The 21,844-nt window shown below is 69.4% G+C and carries 17 protein-coding genes and 1 pseudogene; 9 read left to right on the top strand and 9 right to left on the bottom strand.

What is annotated here, in order from left to right; genetic code table 11:
- Window positions 1-27: 27 nt before the first annotated feature.
- From AC1DVI_RS29840 to AC1DVI_RS29820, 5 genes are read left to right on the top strand one after another with little or no spacing between them, the layout of a single operon-like run.
- Complete coding sequence (locus tag AC1DVI_RS29840; RefSeq protein ID WP_476961054.1) at window positions 28-1,149, top strand: ABC transporter substrate binding protein; 1,122 nt, start codon at window positions 28-30, stop codon at window positions 1,147-1,149.
- A gap of 2 nt (window positions 1,150-1,151) precedes the next feature.
- On the top strand, window positions 1,152-3,656 hold the full coding sequence (locus tag AC1DVI_RS29835) for an MFS transporter (RefSeq protein ID WP_476961053.1): 2,505 nt from the start codon (window positions 1,152-1,154) through the stop codon (window positions 3,654-3,656).
- Window positions 3,653-4,180 (top strand): GNAT family N-acetyltransferase, encoded by a 528-nt coding sequence (locus AC1DVI_RS29830; protein WP_476961047.1) that lies wholly within the window; start codon window positions 3,653-3,655, stop codon window positions 4,178-4,180. The genes AC1DVI_RS29835 and AC1DVI_RS29830 overlap by 4 nt, the downstream gene beginning before the upstream one ends.
- 44 nt (window positions 4,181-4,224) lie before the next feature.
- Window positions 4,225-6,366 (top strand): adenylate/guanylate cyclase domain-containing protein, encoded by a 2,142-nt coding sequence (locus AC1DVI_RS29825; RefSeq protein WP_476961046.1) that lies wholly within the window; start codon window positions 4,225-4,227, stop codon window positions 6,364-6,366.
- A gap of 15 nt (window positions 6,367-6,381) precedes the next feature.
- Window positions 6,382-7,422, top strand: coding sequence for a TRAP transporter substrate-binding protein (locus AC1DVI_RS29820; RefSeq protein ID WP_476961045.1), 1,041 nt, complete (start codon window positions 6,382-6,384; stop codon window positions 7,420-7,422).
- Window positions 7,423-7,444: 22 nt separating this feature from the next.
- On the opposite strand, the gene AC1DVI_RS29815 is transcribed toward AC1DVI_RS29820, so the two are convergent.
- Both AC1DVI_RS29815 and AC1DVI_RS29810 read right to left on the bottom strand, forming a co-directional pair.
- A complete protein-coding gene (locus AC1DVI_RS29815; protein WP_476961044.1) occupies window positions 7,445-8,077 on the bottom strand; it encodes a hypothetical protein in 633 nt (210 codons plus the stop codon).
- Between the two features lie 60 nt (window positions 8,078-8,137).
- The gene (locus AC1DVI_RS29810; RefSeq protein WP_476961043.1) at window positions 8,138-9,004 is read right to left on the bottom strand and encodes a helix-turn-helix domain-containing protein; all 867 of its coding nucleotides are present in this window, start codon (window positions 9,002-9,004) and stop codon (window positions 8,138-8,140) included.
- 797 nt (window positions 9,005-9,801) lie between these two features.
- On the opposite strand from AC1DVI_RS29810, the gene AC1DVI_RS29805 reads away from it, so the two are divergent.
- The gene (locus AC1DVI_RS29805) at window positions 9,802-11,034 is read left to right on the top strand and encodes a plasmid replication protein (protein WP_476961042.1); all 1,233 of its coding nucleotides are present in this window, start codon (window positions 9,802-9,804) and stop codon (window positions 11,032-11,034) included.
- A gap of 20 nt (window positions 11,035-11,054) precedes the next feature.
- Here AC1DVI_RS29805 and AC1DVI_RS29800 read toward each other — a convergent pair whose 3' ends face one another.
- From AC1DVI_RS29800 to AC1DVI_RS29790, 3 genes are all read right to left on the bottom strand, one after another.
- Window positions 11,055-11,510, bottom strand: coding sequence for a MarR family winged helix-turn-helix transcriptional regulator (locus tag AC1DVI_RS29800; protein WP_476961041.1), 456 nt, complete (start codon window positions 11,508-11,510; stop codon window positions 11,055-11,057).
- A 114-nt stretch (window positions 11,511-11,624) separates the two neighbouring features.
- Window positions 11,625-12,044 carry an organic hydroperoxide resistance protein gene (locus AC1DVI_RS29795; protein ID WP_149163968.1) on the bottom strand — a complete coding sequence of 140 codons (420 nt, stop codon included), beginning with the start codon at window positions 12,042-12,044 and terminating at the stop codon, window positions 11,625-11,627.
- Between the two features lie 182 nt (window positions 12,045-12,226).
- Window positions 12,227-12,904, bottom strand: a complete 678-nt coding sequence (locus AC1DVI_RS29790; protein WP_476961040.1) for a lysozyme inhibitor LprI family protein — start codon at window positions 12,902-12,904, stop codon at window positions 12,227-12,229.
- Window positions 12,905-13,336: 432 nt separating this feature from the next.
- Between AC1DVI_RS29790 and AC1DVI_RS29785 the strand changes: the two genes are divergently transcribed.
- The 3 genes from AC1DVI_RS29785 (at window position 13,337) to AC1DVI_RS29775 (ending at window position 18,089) form a co-directional block, all read left to right on the top strand.
- A complete protein-coding gene (locus AC1DVI_RS29785; RefSeq protein ID WP_476961039.1) occupies window positions 13,337-13,519 on the top strand; it encodes an RSP_7527 family protein in 183 nt (60 codons plus the stop codon).
- 156 nt (window positions 13,520-13,675) lie between these two features.
- Complete coding sequence (locus AC1DVI_RS29780; RefSeq protein ID WP_476961038.1) at window positions 13,676-14,743, top strand: HD domain-containing phosphohydrolase; 1,068 nt, start codon at window positions 13,676-13,678, stop codon at window positions 14,741-14,743.
- Window positions 14,744-14,756: 13 nt separating this feature from the next.
- Window positions 14,757-18,089, top strand: coding sequence for a PAS domain S-box protein (locus tag AC1DVI_RS29775; protein ID WP_476961037.1), 3,333 nt, complete (start codon window positions 14,757-14,759; stop codon window positions 18,087-18,089).
- Between the two features lie 36 nt (window positions 18,090-18,125).
- On the opposite strand, the gene AC1DVI_RS29770 is transcribed toward AC1DVI_RS29775, so the two are convergent.
- The 4 genes and pseudogenes from AC1DVI_RS29770 to AC1DVI_RS29755 all read right to left on the bottom strand — a co-directional run.
- Entirely contained in the window at window positions 18,126-19,022 is an 897-nt protein-coding gene (locus AC1DVI_RS29770; RefSeq protein ID WP_476961036.1) for a glycine betaine ABC transporter substrate-binding protein, read from the bottom strand.
- Between the two features lie 41 nt (window positions 19,023-19,063).
- The gene (locus tag AC1DVI_RS29765) at window positions 19,064-20,002 is read right to left on the bottom strand and encodes an ABC transporter permease (protein WP_476961035.1); all 939 of its coding nucleotides are present in this window, start codon (window positions 20,000-20,002) and stop codon (window positions 19,064-19,066) included.
- A gap of 2 nt (window positions 20,003-20,004) precedes the next feature.
- Window positions 20,005-21,201 (bottom strand): glycine betaine/L-proline ABC transporter ATP-binding protein ProV, encoded by a 1,197-nt coding sequence (gene proV / locus AC1DVI_RS29760; RefSeq protein ID WP_476961034.1) that lies wholly within the window; start codon window positions 21,199-21,201, stop codon window positions 20,005-20,007.
- 512 nt (window positions 21,202-21,713) lie between these two features.
- Window positions 21,714-21,844 (bottom strand): annotated as a pseudogene (locus tag AC1DVI_RS29755) (IS5/IS1182 family transposase); the annotation flags it as partial.

The following is a 21,844-nucleotide window of genomic DNA, read 5'->3' as shown; positions in this document are numbered from 1 at the left end:
GCCCCAGCGCGGCCCCCCGGGGGCTGGATGGCCGGTGCGGCGGCTGCCGGACTCGGCGCCCTCTGCCCGTCGCCGGCGGTCCCAGCCGCCCCCCGCCCGCTCCCGTCGGTCCGGGACGTGCCGCGGCGCTGGCGCGTCGGCTACGCCGAATCCATGCCCTACGGCAATTACGCCGCGACGCTCGCCGCCATCCTGGGCGAGCTGGAAAGGATGGGCTGGACCGGCGCGCTGACCGGCATGCCCTACCGTCCGGGCCAGACCGACACCGCCGCCCTGTGGTCCTGGCTGGCCGGGCGCGCCGGCAGCCCGGTCCTGGACTTCGTCGCCGACGCCCACGCCACCAACCTGACGCCCGACGGCGCCGCCGCGCTGGTGACGCGTCTGCACCAGACGCGCGACATCGACCTGATGATCGTCATGGGGACGGTCGCCGGCGTCGCCCTGGCGACCGACGCGCATCGTGTGCCGGTCCTTGCCTTCTCCTGCACCAACCCGATCGCCGCCGGAATCGTCGAGTCGGAGGCCGACACGGGGCGCGACCATGTGTGGGCGCATCTCGACCCGCGACGGTTCCAGCGCCAGCTGTCCATCTTTCACAAGACTTTCCAGTTCCGGCGGCTGGGCATCGCCTACGACGACAGCCCCACCGGCCGCGCCATCGCCTCGCTGCCCGACATCGAGGCCGCCGCCGGACGGATCGGATTCGAGCTGGTGGAGCGGCACGTCCGCGCACCCATCGATCACCTCGACCAGTACCGCTACGAGGTCGATCTGACCGCCGCCTGGGACGCGCTGTCGCGCGACGCGGATGCCGTCTACATCACCTACGGGCGCTGGCCGCTGGACCGTTTCACCTCGCTGGCCCGGCCCTTTCTGAAACAGCGCATCCCGACCTTCTCGCAGCTCGGCCCCGAGGAGGTGGAGCGCGGCGCTCTGATGAGCATCGCCCGCGCCGACATGGCGGGCATCGGCCATTTCGGCGCCGCCACCCTCGCCCGCGTCATGGCCGGCGAGCCGCTGCGCCACCTGCCGCAGGTCTATTTCGACACCCCGTCCATCGCCTGGAACGCGGCGACCGCGGCGGCCATCGGCTACCGCATCCCCTTCCCGGCGCTTCTGGCGGCGGATTCACTGCACGGAGTGCTCTAGCCATGGCCTCACCCGGCGCCCCGTCCAGCCGTTCCGGCCCCCTCCGCGCCTTCCTTGTGTCCGTTCTGCTGGTGGGGGTGACGCTGGCCTTCAGCCTGAGCATCAATCTCGGTTCCTTCCGCCAGAACCACGCGGGCACGCTGATGGCCGCCTTCGCGGTGGTCGGCGGCAAGACCGTGGAGAACATCCAGGACGCGCTGGGCTACGGCAAGCCATTGGACGACTTCTATGGGCTGGAGGCGATCCTCGACCAACTCGCCGCCAATCTGCCCTGGGTGCGGGGAATCGGGGTGGCGGTGGCGGACGGGCGCGTCGTCGCCATCGCCAAGGGGCGGCCCGTGGAGCCGATGGCGGAGGCCACCCTGCGCCGCGCCCGTGCGGAGCTGGAGCGGCGTCCCCATTGGTTCCGGCACGATGCCGACAACGGGACCTACACCCTCTATCTGCCGATCCGCAATCCCGGCGAGGCCGAGCGGGACGGCCGGAAGCCCGACGCCCCCGCCGGCTTTCTCATCGTGCAATCCGACAGCGCGAGAGTGGACGACCGCGTCGAGGAATTCCGCGACCGTACCCTGCCGCAGCTCCTGTGGACGGGGCTGGGGACGGTCGGCTTCCTCGGCCTGACCGGCCTTGCCATGGCCTTCGGGCTGCGCCGCGCGTCGGAAGGGCGCCGGGTCCGGCTGGAACGCCTGCGCCGGCTGCTGGCGCTCGGCGCGATGCTGGCCGCCCAGACCGCGGCGGCGGCGGAATGCTACACGCTGATTTCCACCGCCCATCTGGAGGCCGCCGAGCAGGCGACCCAGATCGTCGCCCGGATGATCCGCAACGACGTCGAGTCGGTGGTCCGGCGCGGGTTGGACTACGAGTCCCTGGCCGGGGTCGACGGCTATTTCGAGCGCATCCGCGCCAGCATGCCCACCCTGCAATCCATCGAACTGGCCATGCCCGACGCAAACCCACCGGCGCACGACGACCGCCACATGGTGAGCGGCGCTCCCTTCCTGTCGGACATGCCGGACGTGACGCTGCGATGGCCGCTCGCCCAGGACCGCGGCGGCGAGGCGCGCGAACTGGTGGCCGTTGTGGACGGCGACCGGGTGGCCGCGCAGTTGACCGAGTTCGGGCTGGACATGGCCACCATCCTCGTCACCTCGCTGCTGTTCATGTTCGAGATGGACCGCGTGCTCGGCGGGCGGACGCGGATGGTCCATCGTTCGGAAGAGGGGCGCGCTGTGGTGGGTGAGACCGGCGACTTCGCCGGCTCCATCCGCTTCTCGGCCTTCCTGATGTATTTCGGCGCCTTCCTGCCGGTGTCCTTCGTCCCGCTGCTGATGACCAGCTTCGGCGGGGCCCCCTTTCCCCTGCTCTCGCCATCCCAGATGGCCGCGGCGCCCCTGACGGCGGAGATGCTGTGCGGGGTCGCCGCGGCGCTGGCCGCCGGACGGCTGACCGGGCGATTCGGCTGGCGGGCGGTATCGCTGGCCGGCTTCGTGATGGCCGCGGTGGGAATGGCGCTGGCCGCGGTGGCGGCGCTGGCCGCCGACCCGCTGCTGTTCGTCCTGGCCCGCGGTCTGAGCGGGGCGGGCGGCATGGCCGGGCTGATCGCCGCGAACGCCCTGATCGGGCGGCTGCGCGGGGTGACCGACAGCTCCGCTCTGCAACCCGGCCTGTTCGCCGGCATGTATGCGGGGGTGAACTGCGGAGCCGTGTCGGGCGCTTTGCTCTCCACCACCTACGGGCCGGTGACGGTGTTCGCCACTGGCACCCTGATCCCGGTCGCCGGGTTGTTCTACACCGCCTTCGGTATCCCCCGCCTGCCCGGAGCCGTCCCGCCGGATGCGCATTGCACGCCCGCGACGGTTCCCTCGCCATGCCATCGAGCGACTCACCCGCGGCGGCGCATCAGGGTGCCGCTGTTCCTGGCGCTGGTCTCCCTGCCCACCGCGGTGGCGGCGATGTTCCTGCCCTTCTATCTGCCGCTGTTTATCGCGGATCTCGGCCTGTCGTCGGCGACGGTGGGCCGCGCCTACCTGCTGCACGGCCTGTGCGTCGTGCTGGCCGGGCCGCTGCTGACCCGCATGGCGGCGCGGCACCTGCCGATTCTGGGGGTGACTCTGCTGTCCGCGGCGATGATCGCCGGGGCGCTGGCCCTGTTCGGCCTCCAGGCGTCGCTGTGGACGGCCTTCGCCACGGTGTTCCTGATCGGCCTCGCCGAGAGCTTCGGGCTGTCCGCCCAGATCCGCCACGCCGAGCTTCTGGCGGCGCGCGAGGCGCGGCGGCGCGATTCCGTGCTGGCCCTGCACGTCAACACCCGCAAGCTGGGGCAGGCCGCCGGGCCGCTGCTGTTCGGCACGCTGGCCGCCGCCGTCCCGCCGGGCGCCGGGCCGGAGGGGGTGGGCCTGATCGGCGCGCTGCTGGCCGGCAGCCTGCTGCTCTTCGCCCTGCTGACCTGGCGGCGGACCGTCCCGCACCGCACGGCGCGCCAGCGGACGGGAGGCCGGCAATGACCGGGCTGCGCTTCGCCCTGCTGACGCCGGACGCGCTGGGCGCCGTCATGGCGTTGCAGCGGAAGGCCTGCGGCCCCCTCATGCACCCGCTTACCGAGGCCGAGCTGTCGGAGATGCTGGCCGGACCGGCGGAGGGTCATGGCGTGGTGCTCGGCGCCTTGGCCGACCGCGCGCTCGCCGGCTTCCTCGCCGTGCAGTTCCCCGGCCGGTCCGCCCACAATCTGGGCCGCGACTACGGCCTTCCGGACGGGGACCTCGAGCGGGCGCTGCACTTCACCGGCATCCTGGTGCATCCGGACCGGCGCGGGCGGGGCCTGCACCGGCGCCTGATCGAAGCCGCCGCCCAAGGGGCGCTGCCGCCGGACCGGCACCGCTACTGGTTCGCCACCGTCCGGCCCGAGAACACGGCCAGCGTGCGCGGGATGCTGTCGGTCGGCATGCATGTCTTCGCGCGCAAGCCCAAGCACGACGGGCACGACCGCCTCCTCTTCGTCCGCGACCTGTCCGCCCCGGCCGGCGGCTGAGGCTCCCCTTGTCACCGCAATATTGGCCCTCCGGAGACCGCCCGATGTCCCAAACGCCGTACCGGATACGCCTGCGCGTGGGAATCGCGCTGGTCTTCCTGCTGACGACGGTGCCGCTGATCGCGGTGATGCTCAGCTATCTCTTCCATGAGAACTCCCGCAGCGCGCTGGAGGTGGCGTCCCAATCCATCGCACGCACCACCCAGACGGTCACCAACGACCTGAACGGGCTGGTCAGCCCGGTGGCCCGCGTCGCCGAGGCGATGGCCGGCTTCGGGCGGATCGACCGGAACGGGCTGCGCCGCATCGAATCGCTGCGCTACTTCTCCGACGCCCTGGCCACCCTGCCGCAACTCGCCTCGCTCTATGTCGGTTTCGCCGGGGACGGCGCCTTCTTCCAGATGGCCCGGCTGGCCCCCGACGGCGGGCGTTTCGGCCCCGCCGATCCGCCGCCGGGCAGCGCGCTCGCCCTGCGCATGCAGGATTCCAGTTCGGGCCGGTTCGCCGACTCCTACTTCTATCTGCGCTCCTGGGGGCAGGTCACCGGCGTGGAGCGGGTGGAGGCGACGGAGGATCCGCGCGCCGCCCCCTGGTACGTGGCGGCGCAGAAGGCCGGGTCGGCGGTGATGTCCGATGCCTTCGTCCTGCCGGTGACCCGGCGCCCGGTGGTCACCGTCTCCTACCGGATGGCCACCGACGACGGGGTGCCCATCGGCACCATCGGGGCCGACGTCTCGTTGGACAGGCTGGCGGCCCGGCTGGACGCCCTGCGCATCGGACCGTCCGGGGCGGTGTTCGTGATCGACGGTAATGGGCGGGTGATCTGCCACAACCGGGCCGACCTGCTGGTCGGCGGCGACGGCGCGATGGCGGCGCTCCACACCACCGCGACCTTCCCCGACCCGGTGCTGGCCGAGGCGGTGGAGCGCCGCAACAGAGGGGCCGGCGACCGCTTCATCGCCCCGCTGGGGCCGATGGGCCGCGACTACATCGTCGAGTTCGCGACCCTGACCGACGGGATCGGCGGCGGCTGGACCGTCGGCGTGGCGGTGGAGGTGGACGAGTTCGTCGGCTCCCTCCGCCGCGCCACCTACCGCATCGTCGTGATCGGCGCCGGGCTGCTGGCGGTCTCGGTCCTCCTGCTGCTGTGGCTGTCGCACCGGCTGACCCGCCCGATGCAGGACATCGTGTCGGAGACCAAGCGCATCCGCCATTTCGACCTGACCGGCCGCTTCGCCGTCCGCACCCGCGTGCAGGAGGTGGCGGAGCTGGCCGGCGCCGTGGAGGCCATGAAGGGCGGGCTGCGCCGCTTCGGCGCCTATGTGCCCAAGGCGCTGGTGCGCGATATCATCGTGACCGGCGACGGCGGCGAGCTGGGCGGCGAGACGCGCGCCCTCAGCATCCTGTTCAGCGACATCGCCGGCTTCACCGCGACCAGCGAGTCCATGCCGCCGCAGCAGGTGCTGGACCGGCTGACCACCTATTTCGAGCGGATGACCGCCTGCATCCACGGCCATGGCGGCACGGTGGACAAGTTCATCGGCGACGCCATCATGGCCTTCTGGAACGCCCCGCGCCCCGACCCGGACCACGCGGAGCACGCCTGCCTCGCCGCGCTCGGCTGCCTGTCGGTCAACCGCGCCATCAACGACGCCTGCCTCGCCGCCGGCATGCCGCCGATGCCGACCCGCTTCGGCCTGCATTTGGGGGAGGTGGTGGTGGGCAACGTCGGCTCCTCCGACCGCATGCAGTACACGGCGCTGGGCTCCCACGTGAACCTCGCCTCGCGCATCGAGGGGCTGAACAAGGTCTACGGCACCAGCATCCTGGTGACGGGGGCGGTGGAGCACGCGGTGCGCGGCCGCTTCCTGCTCCGCCCCGTCGATCTGGCGGTGCCCTCGGGCCTGTCGGCGCCGATCGAGCTGTTCGAGCTGGTCGGCGCGCTCGACCCGCATTCGGCCTTCGCGCGTCCACCGGAGACCCACGACCTGTGCCGCCAGTGGCACGTCGCCGTCTCGCTCTTCCGCGGCCGGCGCTGGTCGGCCGCGCTCGACCTCCTGCGGCCGCTGGCCGACGAGCCGGAGGTGGCGGCGCTGGCCCGGCTCTACATCGCGCGCTGCGAGCGGCTGATCGCCGACCCGCCCGGCGACGGCTGGGACCCCGCCGAGCATTTCAAGACCAAGTAGCCAGAAGAGGACGCGATGAAACGCAGATGGACGGCGCGGCTGTTGGCCGCCTGCACGGTACTGGCGCTGGCGCTCGCCGCCGCCGGGGTGTCCGCCGAGACGGTCATCAAGCTGGCCCACCCCAACCGCAACGACGCCTTCGACAACACCGCCGGGGCGATGGCGATCGTCTTCAAGAACCATGTGGAGGTGGCGACCGAGAAGCGCGTGCGGGTGGAAATCTTTCCCGAAGGCCAGATGGGCCGCGACGGCGACGCGGTGAAGCTGGTCCGCCAGGGGACCATCCAGTCGGCCATCTCCTCGGTCGGCGGGGTGGCGCCGCTCTACCCGATGCTGGCGGTCATCGACCTGCCCTTCGCCTATTCCTCGGTCGCCAACGCCTACGACGTCTTCGACGGCCCCTTCGGCCACCGGCTGGCCGAGGAGATCCGGCGCAAGGCGGGCCTTGCCGTGCTGGGCTTCGGCGATCCGGGCGGGCTGTTCACCATCACCAACTCCAAGCGCCCGATCCGCCAGCCCGAGGACATGAAGGGGCTGAAGATCCGCACCATGGATCTGGAGACGCACCGCACCATGATCGGCAGCCTGGGCGGCACGCCGGTCAACGTCGCCTGGTCGGACCTCTACAACGCGCTGGGCACCGGCGCGGTGGACGGCCAGATGAATCCGGTGCCGATCGTCCGCTTCGCCCGCTTCGACGAGGTGCAGCGCCATCTGACGCTGAGCAACCACCTGTTCCTCCCCTATGTCTGGGTGATGAACGCCAAGTTCCTGGACGACCTCGCCCCCAGCGACCGCGCGGCCGTGATGAACGGCGCCCGATTGGGCGTCGTCGCCAGCCGCGGCCTCAGCCGCCTGATCGAATCCTCGGATCGCGGCCTGCCGCCGCTGGCGCAGCGCATGGAGGTCCACACGCTGACCCCGCGCGAGGCGGAGGCGTTTCGCAAGGTCTCCCAACCCGCGGTGCGGGAGGCCATCGAGCGGCGATTCGGTGCCGAGGGGGTGGAGATGCTGGCCGCCTTCGAACGGGCGATCCGCGAGGAGCGGACGCCGTAGGCGGTTCAGCCGGGCGGTCAGCTTATCCCATCCGCCGGACCGCTCCCCCGGCCAGCGCGCGCAGCCGTCCGGCGCGGCCGTGGCCCGTCCCCTCGCCCGCCCCGTCTCCGGACGCGCTTCCCGCCGCCGCGATCACCGACAGGCGTCGCGCCAGCGCCCATTCCGGCGCGCAGGCCTCCTCGCACAGCGCCCGCATCTCCGCGATGGACGGGCGCCATTTCTGCGTCCGACGCCAGGTCCGCGCCGCCGCGTCGACTGCCCAGGCCGGGAACTCGCCGAGATCCTCCGCCCAGTCGAGCGCGACCAGATGCTCCACCTCCGGCGCGGTTCCCTTGGCCGGATAGTGGCTGAGCAGGGCCAGGATGCGGGCCAGCAGATGGTCCGGCGTCGCCGGAGCCAGGATGGAGCCGGTCAGCTCGTCGAGCGCGCGCCGCGCCATCAGGGCCTGTTGGCCGGTCACTCCGTCGGGCGGGCTCCAGTCCTCCGTCACCCCGTCGAAACCGCGGTCGCCGAAGCGCGGCCGGCGCTCCACCCGTCCGGAGGCGAGGATGGTCCGGAGCGGCACCGGCAGCGCCGACGCCAGCGCCAGACCGCGCTCATGGGCAGGGGCGGCGGGATCGAAGGGAAGCGGCGGACGGGACGGCAAATGGGTCACGACCGAAGGGTTCACCCCCCCGGGCGGGACGGATCGCGGTTGTGCGGTCATGGTGTTTCCTCACCTCCAGACGTTCGGGTGGGCTTGCGGGGTGGCGCCATGAACAGCGCCATGAGTGGCGTTGAGCTTCGCCGCGGCGGCCATCCAGGCGCCGAGCTTCTGTTCGGGAACCGGCGTGGCGGTTGCCGGCCTTGCGGTGGCCGAGCGGCTTGGCGATCGGAGCAGCGGCGCCTTGCCGGCGGCGGCGTCCTGCGCCAGCCAGGCCTTCCAGGCGGCCCCGGCATCGCGATAGCGGTAGCCGTGGGCTTGGCAGCGCAGCCGGAATCCTTCGGCGTGTCGGTTCAGATCGACCTCGGCGAAGCGGCTTTCCGCCCAGGCGCGCTCCTCGGCGTCGGGCATCCAACCGTCCGGCACGGCCTGCGCGAGCCCGCGCGAAGCGTGTGAGTCCAGAGTCTGTTCAGATTCCGGCTGTTTCTGTCGCACCGGCGCACAAGGGGAGTCGGCGGGAGCGACATCCTTGACCGGCGTCTGCACAGGGGGCTTTCCGGTCCGTCCAGTCTCCGCATCGGCTGCGGGTATCGCCCCTTCGCCGGGGACCAGCCGCAGCCGGTACAGGCAGGACAAACGTCCGCCCGAGGCGGAGCGGCGGGACTCCCTCCCGATCACCCCGGATTCGGCGAGATGGCCGAGGATGCGGTTCACCGTGCTGCGGCTGCGCTTCAGCGCGGTGGCGAGAGTCGCCTGGGACGGCCAGCACTCGCCGCGGGCGTTGGCGTAGGTCGCCAGCGCCGCCAAAACGGCCAAACCGTCGGCGTCGATGGCGGGGTGGCCGAGCCACCAAGCCGGAATCCGGCCCCATCGCCCGGTGTCGGCGGGCGGGCCGTCATCTGGTGGGGCGTCCATCGGTGTGTCGTCGCGGGGTGTCATGCTGCGGTCTCCGCAAGGCTGTCGGGACCGGCTCCGCACGGAAGGCGGGCCGGTGGCTTTGCGGATCAGGATTCCCAGCGGCGCACGGTTCTTCAAACCGCGGGCAATCACTCCATAGCCGGGCATGGAGCGGTAACCCGCGCCATTGAAGCCCTGGCCCGCGCTCCTGGAGCCATTGCCCGCTGTCATGGAGCGATTGCTCGCGCTTCATCACCGAATCGGAATCCTGGAGTGGAAGCCCGCGCCCTTGGAGCGATAGCCCGCGCCTCTGGAGGCCCAGCTATTGGAGCCATAGGCCGCGGCTGAGGCTGGAGTATGGAGCAACAGCCCGCGTTTCGGCGGAGGCACATCCCCCTCCACACTCTTCACCATGGAGTAATTACCCGCGGCCATGGAGCGATAGCTCGCGCTCTGCCGTGTTCACCCGTCCTGGGTGGTCATCCGGCGGCGAGCACCGTATTGAGCTTTTGCTCGCGCTTTGCCGGTCCGGCCCTTGGAGTTCCGACTCGCGGGCAGACTCGCGGGCAGACTCGCGGGCAGACTCGCGGTCATGGAGTGATAGCCCGCACCCTCGCCCCTGTCGGTGCGGAGCGATTCGCATCGGATGGTGGAGTCGCCCGCAGAGTCGAAGGATCTCAACGCCGTGCCGGAAAAGCGCGGGCTGTTGCTCCATACCTGCGGGTTATCGCTCCATAGGCGCGGGCAAAGGCTCCATACCGAAGGAGGTCGCCCGTCACGAAGCGGTTGTCAGCGCGCGCCCGCCGCCGCATGGTCATAGCCGGGCAAGGAGGGATTGGATGAGCAAGATCGCGACACCCGGCGCGCTGCAACTGGTTCTGTTCGAGCTGGAGGACCGCTCCCAGTCGCACCTGATCGCGCTGTACGATCTGGCGCCGCGCTATGTCTTCGCCTCGCGCGACGGCGGACGGTCCGCGGAAACCGCGCCCGCGAAGGGCAATTTCGTCGCGTCGATCAAGCGCGAGTTCACCTATCACGGCAGCACCTTCCACCTGACCATCCAGCCCGCCCGTCTGACCAAGATGGTCAACCGCGACATGGTCAACCGCGACGACGGGCCCGCTCAGGCCGACGGCCAGACCGAGATCGAATACGAGGTCTTTCCCGCCGAGCGCGAGCAGGTGGTGGAGCATGTGGTCCGCCGCCTCGCCATGGACCGCTCGCGCCTGTCGCTGGGCGGCGAGAACCGCGACAAGGTCCAGATGCGCTTCACCCTCTACGAGATCCAGCGCGAGCTGAAGGCGGTCGGCCACACCCTGTCGATCCGCGACATTCGCGAAGCGCTGACCATCCTGGCGCGCTCGCGCATCATCATCGGCAAGCCGGCGGAGGGGGTGAAGAAGGGCCGCGGGGCCAACCTTCTGGAGTCGACGGCCTTCCCGGTGCTGGCCATCCGCTCCCGCCCCGACCTGATCGGCGACGAGGGAGGCGACGAGGAAACCCACCTGCAGTTCAACCCGCTGGTTTCCTCGGCCATCCGGAACCTGGAGTTCAAGCCGGTCAGCTACCAATGGCTGATGCGGCTGAAAAGCCCGGTTTCCCGCTGGCTCTACAACCGTCTCAGCGCCGAGTACGACTATTCGGGGGCGGAGGTGCCGGGTGATCTGGGCGCCAAGGCGATGACCCTGTCGGCGGACGAGATCATCAAGAACAGCGGCATGAATGTGTGGAGCCGTCGCCGCGATACGCTGCGCGCGGTGACTTCCGCGGTGGACGCCCTGGTCGAGGAAGGCATCCTGACCAGCGCGGAGAAGCTCTACGACAAGGTGGGCGCCCGCATCGAGGGGATCACCTACGTGATGCTGCCCAGCGCCAAGTTCCTCGCCCAGGTGCGCAAGGCGCAGGCAGTGGAAAGCGCCAACGTGGCGGCCATGCGGGCGATCACCGGCGACGACCGCCGGCCCACCGACTTCGTGCCGGTCACCCCTGCGGCGACCGTGGAGACCCGCGCCCGCCGCGCCAAGCGGCTGACCGAGGAACCGCCGCGTCTGCCGATGGCCGAGGCCGGCTGACCGATCCCCCGCCGCCGGCCTCAGTCCCGGTCGGCGGCGTCGTTCAGCGAGTCGCGCAAGTTCAGGAGCGCGTCGCGCAGGCCGGCGAGGTCGGGGAGCGGGCAGTTGGCCGCCGCCGCGATACGCTCCGGCAGCGCCGTCGCACGCTCCCGCAGAGCGGTCCCTTGGGGGGTCAGGTGGATGCGCACCAGCCGCTCGTCCGCCGGGTCGCGCCCGCGGGTGACCAGCCCCTGCCCTTCCAGCCGCTTCAGCAGCGGAGTCAGCGTGCCGCTGTCGAGCAGCAGCCGCTCCCCCAGCGCCTTCATGGTCTGGCCGTCCTGTTCCCAGAGGAGGAGCATGACCAGATACTGCGGGTAGGTCAGCTCCAGCGCTTCCAGCAGCGGGCGGTACACCCGCGTCATCGCCAGATTCGCCGAATAGAGGGCGAAGCAGGCCTGATTGGCCAGAAGCAGCGGGTTGTCGTTCTCGGTGCTCATCGTTCGGGGGTTCCCAGCCAGGGACGCGTCGCGGGCCTGTTGCGCGCGACCCCATAGCGCATGGGGATATGGCACGCAACACGCCCGCAAGCATGAAACCCTGTTATGCGCCCGTTATGCGATGGCGGTGTTCACCGCGATGTTGCCCTTGGTCGCGTGGCTGTAGGGGCAGACCTTGTGGGCGCGGGCCACCAGATCCTCGGCCGCCGCCTTGTCCAGGCCGGGCAGCGACACGGTGAGGTCCACCGCGATGCCGAAGCCCTCGCCGTCGTCGCGCGGGCCGATGCCGACCTGGGCGCTCACCGTCACGTCCGCCGGAACGGTGATCTTGTCGCGGTTGCCCACGAACTTCATGGCACCGAGGAAGCAGGCGGAATAGCCGGCGGCGAACAGCTGCTCGGGGTTGGTTGCGCCGCCCTTGCCGCCCAGCTCCTTCGGGGCGGCCAGCGCCACCGACAACAGGCCGTCGTCGGTCTCCGCCTTGCCGTCACGCCCGCCGGTGGCCGTCGCCTTGGTCGTGTAGAGGATCTTCATTGCGTGCACTCCTTTGAACAGATGGATCGTTTCGATCGGGGAAGCGGGTTGCCGCTTGTTGTCGAGGAGAACCATTGCGCAATATTGAATTGCGCGCAATGTATTTGGTTATGCGCTATTGAGTTGCGCGCAATGCATCGACGGAATGGTGCCGAGGCACGCGCTTCGCAAGGCGGCGCGGATCAGGGAGCGCGCCGGTAGGTCCAGATGAAGCTGCCGTTGTGGCCGCACCAGTAGCCGCTGGCGGCCCGGTTGGGCTCCAGGTCGGGGATGACGACCCCGCCGTCCTTGGCGGCGACCAGGATCAGGCCGCCGCCCTCCGCGTCGGGGGTGCCGACGATCAGCCGTTCTTGGTCGTCCAGCCGCCCGATGCCGGAAAAGTCGCACACCCAGCGTCCGGCCGTGGGCTCGGCGCCGCTGACGCTGACGGCGACCGTCCCGTTGCGCAGGGCGATGGCGGCAATGTTGATGAAGCCCTCATGGTCGAAGCGGCCCACATAGCGTCCAGCGGGCGACGGGGTGGCCGGATCGCTGCGGAAGGACAGGACGGCCAAACGTCCATCATAGGCGCGGCGCAGGCAAGCCGCGTCGGCACGGCAGGAGTCGCGGTCGCGCAGCCACGCCCGCTGGTCGACCTTCACCGCGGCTCCGGCGGCGCCCTCCTCCGGGCTGGCGCCCGACAGGCGCTCAAGGGCCGCGCGGTAAGTTGCGGCCAGCTTTTCGTCCAACGCGGAGAGCGCCGGATCGGCGCAGATCGCCTTTTCCGTTGGGGTGGTGGCCTTGGAGCACGGAAAGCTCGCCGCAGTGGCGGCGGTCGGCAGTGCAAGAAGGCCAAGGGTGAGCAGCGCTGGGCGGAGCATGCGGAATCCCCTTCCACGGTCGGGCTTCAACTCTGCCGTGGTGGCGGAGTGTGGTCAACCCGCCCTCCGAGGGGCGCCTCCGGCCTGGTGTCTTCCCGTCACGCTGGAAAGGCAGGAGATCCGCGCTTCGCAGCGCTGCGGAAGTCACCACCGTCATAGCGCTGCGATGAACTCTTTTAACAGCGGTGTGAAGACTTGTGTTGCTGAAAGATGATGCGCCGTTTTCTTCCATGTTGTGCGCTGCATCATAGTAATGGAAGCCATGCGTTATCGGCGCGTTGGCTTTAGCGACGGCGGTGCCATTATATCCAGGCAGGCAGCACCGCCCCTCCGCCGGCATCGCGCAGGCCCCTTCCACGGCCAGCCGCCGACCCGGCGCCCGAGCGGCACCGCCAGAGACATTCCCTTCGAACCGCGGCCTTCGAGGCCGCCATGAGGACAGCCATGAACGCCGACAGCTTCGCGAACCCCTTGTCGTCCACGGAACTGCGCAACATCCGCCGCCGGGCGGAAGCCCTGCGGGCCGCTTATCTGCGCAGCCTGTTCCGCCGTTTGGCCGCGGCCTTCAGCCGTCCGGGCGCTGCGGCCAACGGCGGTCTGACCGCCGCCCGCTGAGGCGCGTCCGACACGGCAGGCTCCCTGCACGCGGCCGGACGGTCCGGCCGCGGCGTTCTCGCCCGCATATGGCCAATTTTAGCAAGATTCTTTAAGATTTTGCTGTGTATCATTTCCGAATGGTACCAGAAATGGTGGTCTGGGGCGGACGCAAAAATGCAGGTTGTAATCGTCGATGACGATCCGTCCACGCTGTTCATCACCAGCGCGGTCATCCGGCGGATCGACGACGCGGAGCCCATCGGCATGGGCAGCCCGCTGCAGGCTCTGGACTGGCTGGCCGTCAACACGCCGGACCTGATCCTGATCGACCATGTCATGCCGGATCTCGACGGCATGGTCGTGCTGGAGCGCATCCGCGCCCAGCGGCATCTCGCCGACGTTCCGGTGGTGATGATCACCGCCGACACGTCGGTGAAGCTGCGGGTGGCCGCCCTCGAAAGCGGCTGCACCGATTTCCTGACCAAGCCCATCGTTGTGCCGGAGCTGCTCGCCCGGGCGCAGAACCTGCTGCGCCTGCGGCTGGGCCAGCGGATGATGCGCGATCAGGCCACCGTGCTGCGCAGCCGGGTGGAGGAGGCGACCTTCCAGCTCCGCCGGCAGGCGCAGGAGCTGGTGGCCCGCCTCGCCCGGGCCGCCGAGTACCGCGACCCGGAGACCGGCCTGCACATCGAGCGGATGGCGAACTACTCGCGCGTCATCGCCGAAAGCCTCGGGCTGGATCCCGACGATTGCGCCCGGCTGGCCGAGGCCGCGCCGATGCACGACATCGGCAAGATCGGCATTCCCGACGCCATCCTGTTGAAGCCCGGCCGCCTGACCGACAGCGAAATCCGGGTGATGCGCGAGCATCCGGCGATCGGATACGCCGTGCTGCAGGGAAGCGAGCACCCGCTCATCTGCGAGGCCGCGGAGATCGCGCTGGGCCATCACGAGAAGTACGACGGCACCGGTTATCCCCAGGGCCTGCGGGGGGAGGAGATTCCGCTGGCCTGCCGCATCGTCGCCATCGCCGACGTCTTCGACGCGCTGACCACCGCCCGCCCCTACAAGCGGCCCTGGCCGCTCGACACCGCGAAGGCCTACATCGTCGAGCGCAGCGGCAGCCATTTCGACCCGGTCTGCGTCGACGCCTTCCTGCGCGTCTGGACGTCGATCCTCACCATTCACGACGCTCATCCCGACCCGGATTTCACCGGGACGGACGGCGCCGCGTTCCGCTAGACGGGAGGACGCGATGCCGGACACACCCGTTTCCCTTCCCCTGCCCGAACACGGCCATCGGGCCTATGCGCTCCGGTCCAGGGCGCTGGTCTCCGGGGTGTGGATGGCCACGCTCCTGCTGACCGCGGCGGCCTGGACCGCGGCCCTTTACCTGACGGAGCGCGACCAGCGTGACGCGCTGCAGCGGGCCGAGCGCGACACCGGGAATCTGGCGCACATCATCGCGGAACAGACCACGCGGGCCATCGCCGGGACCGACCGCATCCTGTCCTTCATCGGCTACGATCTGTACCGGCTGGGCAGCCAGAGCCCGCTGCTGCGCGACGTGATGCGGAACGCGACGCTGGATTCCGACCTGCTGCTCCAACTCGCCTATGCGGACGGCAAGGGCGACCTGATCCAGACCAGCGTGGACAACGCCCCGGCCAAGGTGAATCTGGCCGACCGCGAGCATTTCCGAGTGCACAAGGAAGGAACGGTCCAGGGGCTGTTCATCAGCCGGCCCGTCTTCGGGCGGGCGTCGGGCAAATGGTCGATCCAGCTCAGCCGCAAGGTCGACGCCCCCGACGGCGGGTTCGGGGGGATGATCGTCGCCTCGCTCGACCCCTTCTATTTCGGGCGCACCTTCGACAATCTGAATGTCGGCCATGACGGCATCATCTCCATCATCGGCCGCGACGGCATCCTGCGCGCGCGCAGCGTCATGGACGACCGCATCATCGGAATGGCACTCGGCATGTCGCCGATCCTCCGGCAGGCGCAGGAAAAAACGCAAGGCTTCCTGCGTTCGGTCAGTCCCGTCGACGGGGTGGCCCGGCTGACCAGCTTCCGCAGCCTTCCGCACTACCCGCTGATCGTCAGCGCGGGCTTCGGCGAGGCGGAGTTCATGGCCGAAACCTGGGCGCGGCAGCGCGCCTACTCCGTCGGGGCCAGCCTGACCACCGCGCTGCTGCTCGTCCTGGCCACGCTGGTGATGTTGCAGAGCCGCGCCCAGGAGCGATCCCATGCCACGCTGGACGAGGCGGCGCGGCATCTGCGCGCCAGCAAGACGAAGCTGCGCGACATCGCGGAGACGGCGTCCGACTGGTTCTGGGAGATGGACGCCGATCTGTGCTTCGCCGGCGTATCCGGAGCCTATGCCGGCTCGATCCGCGATCCCGAACTGTACCGCGGCCGGCGCTGCGAGGACATCGCCCAGCGCGAGGCCGGCGACGGCGCCTACTGGGAGGAACACCGCCGCACCCTGGAGGATCGGCAGCCCTTCCGCGATTTCGAATTCGCGGTCCGCGGACCGGACGGCGACACCCGCATCTGGTCGCTCAGCGGCAAGCCCGTCTTCGACGACCAGGGCAACTTCGCCGGTTACCGCGGCTCCGGCTCCGACGTGACGGAACGGCGTCGGGCGGAACGGTCGCTGAGCGACAGCGAGCGGCGCTACCGCGCCATGTTCGCCGCGGTCGGGCAGCCCATCGTCGTCACCGATCAGAACGCCGTGATCACCGGCTTCAACCCGGCGGCGGAGGCCTTCTTCGGTTTCCACGAGGCGGAGATGATCGGGCGGAGCGTCACCGCCCTGATGCCGGACGGGCAGGCCAGCAACCACGACCGCCTGTTCCGGGATTACCAGTCCAGCGGCCGCGGCAGCCCGAGCGGCATGATCCGCGAGGTGCCGGTCCGGCGCGCCGACGGCACGCTGGTGCCAACCGAGATCGCCCTGTCGAGCTGGCGGGCCGGCGGGCGCGAGCATTTCATTGGCGTCTTCCACGACCTGTCCAAGGCCAAGCAGATCGAGGCCGACCTGCGCCGCACCCGCGACAGCGCCGAACACGCCAACCGGATGAAGAGTGAGTTCCTGGCGACCATCAGCCACGAGATCCGCACGCCGATGAACGGCGTCCTGGGCACGCTGACCCTGCTGGACGACGACGGGCTGAAACCGGAGGAGCGGCGTCTGGCCGGCGTCGCCCGCCGTTCGGCGGAAAGCCTGCTGCGGCTGCTCGACGACATCCTGGACTTCTCAAAGCTGGAGGCCGGGCGGATCGCCATCGAGGAGGAGACCTGCGCGCCCGCCGACCTCGTGGAGGCGGTGATGGCGGTGTTCCAGCCCTCGGCTGCGGACAAGGGGCTGTCCCTGTCCTGCCACATGCTGCCCACCGTTCCGGAGGCGGTGGTCACCGATCCGGCCCGCCTGCGGCAGATTCTGTTCAATCTGGTCGGCAACGCGGTGAAGTTCACCGGCGCCGGCCATGTGGCCGTGCGTGCCCGCCGCGGCGCCGATCTGCCGGACGGGCGCTTCCTCCTGGAGTTCGAGGTGGAGGACAGCGGCATCGGCATCGCCGCGGAGTCCATCCCGTCGCTGTTCGACCGCTTCACCCAGGCCGACAGCTCCATCACCCGCCGTTACGGCGGCTCCGGGCTGGGGCTGGCGATCTGCAAGGAGTTGTGCGGGCTGCTCGGCGGAACGATTTCCGTCACCAGCGCGCCCGGCAAGGGAAGCCTGTTCCGTTTCTCGGTCGCCTGCGCGCCGGGCGATCCGGCGGCGCTGCGCCACGCCGCGGAGGCGCCGCGGGGCATCCCTCTGCCTCCGTTGCGGGTTCTGGCGGTGGACGACAACGCGGTGAACCGGGACATCGTGCGCGGCCTGCTGGTGCGCGGCGGGCACAGCGTGGTCACCGCCGCGGACGGGGACGAGGCGGTGCGGACCGTGGAGCGGTCGGGGGAGCCCTTCGACGTTGTCCTGATGGATGTTCAGATGCCGGGCATGGACGGGCTGACCGCCACCCGCCTGATCCGCGCCTTGCCGACGCCGCGCAACGGAGTGCCGGTGATCGCGCTGACCGCCCACGCCTCGGGCAGTTCGCTTCCGGAATGCATGGCGTCGGGCATGAACGGGTTCGTGCCGAAGCCCTTGCGTCCGGCGGCGCTCGACGCGGCGATCCGCGCGGTCATCGACAGTTCGGCTGACAAGGCGGCTGACAAGGCGGCTGAGGAGCCGGTTGACGAGGCGGTTCGGGAAAGCGCTCCGGTGGCGGAGTTGCTGGACCGTGAACAGGTGGACAGCGTGGCCGACGCGCTCGGTCCGGAGTTCTGGTCCGAGGCCTTGGAGGGCTTTTCCCGCACCGCGCGGGAGCAGGTGGCGCAGATCAGCGCCGCCCTGGCCGCCGGTGACGAGCACCGCCGCGCCGCCCATACGCTCAAGGGGCTGTCCTGGAACATGGGGGCGAAGCGGCTGGGCGACCTCGCGCTGGCGCTGGAAAGGGCGCCACCAGACGAGGCCATGGCCCTGGCCGGAAACCTGGAAGGCGTGCTGAAGGACAGCGTCGAGGCATTGTCCGGACCCTTGTGAGGGTAAGGGCAGTGCCTCGGACCTGTCCCGGCCTCGTCAGGAGGCGGGCATCTCGCCGGTCACCCAATAGTCCACGCGCTGCTTGTTGTTGGCGATGTAGTTGTCGATCGCCTTCTCATAGGAGGTGCCGTCGGCCTCCAGCATGATCGCCTCCAGATCCTCCAGCGGCAGATACATGCGAGTCAGGAACTCCGCGACCTTGGGGTGATCCTGGTAGAAAGTCTTGCGGGCCATGACGTGGACCCGCTCCAGCCCGCCCAGCGAGCCCTTCGGGTCCTCCAGGTAGCGCAGCTTCCACTTCGCGAACATCCAATGCGGGCTCCAGGCGGTGACGGCGACCCACTCGTCACGCTTCACGGCGCGGCCGAGGGCGGCGGTCATCGCGGCGCCGCTGGCCGACACCAGCTCGTAGTCGTTCAGACCGTAGTCCTTCAGCGCCTTCTCCGACGCTTGCATCAGGCCCGAACCGGGGTCGATGCCCTGGATCTTGCCCTTCAGCTTTTCCCGGATTTCCGGCTTGGCGAGGTCGGCGATGGTCTTCACCTGATCCTCCGGCACATAGTCCGGCACGGCCCAGCCCAGGCGGGCGCGGGTGTAGAGCATGCCCAGCGGCACGATGTCCTTGCCCACCTTGTCCAGATAGGAGGCGTGGGTGGTCGGCAGCCAGGACATCATCATGAAGTCGAGGTCGCCCTTGGCCAGCCCCTGATACTGCAGGCCGATGTCGGCCAGCACCAGCTCGACCGGCTGATCCAGCCGTTCCTGGATGAGGCGTTGGGCGAGCTTGGTCACCGCCTCGGCGTCGGACCAGGCGGTCCAGCCGATGCGGACCGGCTTCTTGTCCTCCGCAGCGAGGCTCGCGGAGGACAGGGCGGTGCTGCCGATCACGGCGACGACGCCGAGGGCCATCATCTTCAGAAACGTGCGTCTCATGCAAAAAATCCTTTGTTTTGTATGGCTTTGGGGATGGCGGTTCATCCCGCTTCGGTGACTCCGTGCGTGGGAGACAGGTGCGCGTCGTCCTTCGGCCGATCCGTGCGGCGGCGGTTCAGCAGGGAGCGCAAGGCGGACCGGGGGGAGCGGCCCCCCGCGTCCGGGTTTCCGAAACTCTGGGTGATGCGGTCGAGCAGGATCGCCAGGATCACCACGGCCAGTCCGCCCTCGACGCCGAGGCCGATGTCCAGCCGCTGGATGCCGCGCAGCACCTCGTTGCCGACGCCGCCCGCCCCGATCATCGAGGCGATGACGACCATCGACAGCGACAGCATGATGGTCTGGTTGATGCCGGCCATGATCGACGGCAGCGCGGTCGGCATCTGCACCTTGAACAGCAGCTGGCGCGGCGTGCAGCCGAAGGCGAGGCCGGCCTCGACCAGCTCGTGCGGGACCTGCCGGATGCCCAGGCTGGTCAGGCGGACGACCGGGGGCATGGCGAAGATGATCGTCGCGATGATTCCCGGCACCCGGCCCAGCCCGAACAGCATGGCCGCCGGGATCAGGTAGACGAAGGCCGGCATAGTCTGCATCAGGTCGAGCGCCGGACGCACCACCGTTTCCACGCGGTCGTTGCGCGCCGAGACGATGCCCAGCGGAACGCCGATGGTCAGGGCGATGGCGGTCGCGGTCAGCACCAGCGCCAGCGTGTCCACCGTCTGGTGCCACATGCCCAGCCCGGCGACGACCAGCAGCGAGGCCGCGGCGAACAGCGCGAAGCGCCAGCCGTTCCGCCACAGCCCGATCAGCACCACCATGGCGGCCAGCGCCACGCCGGGCAGCGAGGTCAGGGCGGCCTGGACGCCGTCGGCGACCGCGCCGACCACGAGGTCGATGCCGTCGAACAGCCATTGCGCGTGGTCCAGCAGGAACATCACGGCGGCGTCGGCCCAATCGCCGATGGGAAGCTTGAACTCCATGGTCAGCGCGTCCGTCCAAGGGTTTCCAGATAGGCGGTCTTGGAGATCGCCCCGACATAGGCGCCCTGCCCGTCCACCACCGGCAGCGGACACGGCGCCGACGCGATGCGCGGCAGCACCTCGTCCATTGGCAGGTCGACGGGAAGCGGCTCGATGCCCGGCAGCAGCGCCTCGTCCAGCGTGGCGGAGCCGTTGCGCCGCTCGATGGCGGTGACCAGCGTTTCCACCGACACCACGCCGTGGAAGCGGCGGCGGCCGTCCTGGACATAGCCGAACTCGCGGTCGCGCTCGCGCAGCTGGCGGACGGCGGCGCGCGGGCCTTCGCCGGTGTGGCGGATCAGAGTCACCTGATCGCGCCGGGCGATGTCGCCCGCCGTCAGGATCTTGGTGACGTCGATGTTGCGGAAGAAGGAGCGGACATAATCGTTGGCGGGCTGCTTCAGGATCTCGTCCGGGCGCCCGACCTGGATGATCTGGCCGCCTTCCATGATGGCCAGCCGGTCGCCGATGCGGATCGCCTCGTCCAGATCGTGGCTGATGAAGACGATGGTGCGCTGCCGTTCGGCCTGAAGGCGCAGCAGCTCGTCCTGCATCTCCGTCCGGATGAGCGGGTCGAGGGCCGAGAAGGCCTCGTCCATCAGCAGGACGGACGGCTCGTTGGCGAGCGCGCGGGCCAGACCGACGCGCTGCTGCATGCCGCCCGACAGCTCCCGCGGGAAGCTCTCCGCGTAGGCGCCGAGGCCGACCGCGTCCAGCGCCTGCTGCGCCTTGTCGCGCCGCGCCTTCACGCTTTCCCCGGCGATCTCCAGCCCGAAGGCGGCGTTTTCCCACACCCGCAAGTGCGGCAGCAGGGCGAAGGACTGGAACACCATGCCCAGGTCGCGCCGCCGCAGCTCGGTCAGCTCGGCGCGCGACAGCTTGGTGATGTCCCGCCCGTCGATCCGGATCTCGCCCGCGGTCGGGTCGATCAGTCGGTTGAGCATCCGGACCAGCGTCGATTTGCCGGAGCCCGACAGGCCCATGATGACGAAGATTTCGCCGGCCTCGACCTCGAATGTGGCGTCGAGGACGCCGACGGTCTGGCCCGTGCGCTTGAAGATCTCTTCCTTGGAAAGACCCGCCTTCAGCAGGTCGAGCGCCTGACGTGGGTGGCGCCCGAAAATCCGGGTAACGCCGTTTACGGCGATTTTCGCGGTCATCCGCTGATGCCTCCGCTCTTGGCAAAATGCGTGTGGTTCCGGACCCCGAAAGGGACCGGTCCGTCGTGCAGCCTTCATTGGAAGCAGGGGGAAGCAGGGGCGTGCCGGGGTGGAGAGGCACGCAAGGCAAGGACTTTCGTCCGCACGCCAGCAATTTTGACAGCCGCGTTGCGACCGCCTCCCGCCAACCACAGGGAAAGTAAAACTACATGAGAAAACGCAGAAACAGCGAAGACTCATGAAATTGAAGGCTATATGAACAAGAAAACAGTTTTATCTATGCATGCATACCGCTGTCACCTCTGAAACAGACTGGGGTTGTAGGGAAATGCGCACACGGAATGGCGCTCCTGAAGCGCGTTCAAGAGAGCAATTCCTGGCCGCCACTGACAAGAGGCTAACAAACTTTAGGAGAGATTTGAAGCCTTTTTATGTCTTGGTTGGATATGGCACCGGATCAATGTCGTCCAACCGTGAGATTGAAGGCTTATTGTCCTAGGGTCTGTTGACATTCATCGGGTTGCCAAGACGGTCGCTACGAGTTGGATGGCCGCCGCGAAACTGGTGTCGGTTTTGTCGTAGCGGGTGGCGATGCGGCGGAATTCCTTGATCTTACAGAAGAAGTTCTCGACCAAGTGCCGCC

This window comes from Azospirillum sp. P4_B5, assembly GCF_056402275.1.
The sequence above is the reverse complement of the archived record's forward strand: the minus strand, read 5'-3'. Positions and strand labels throughout refer to the sequence as shown.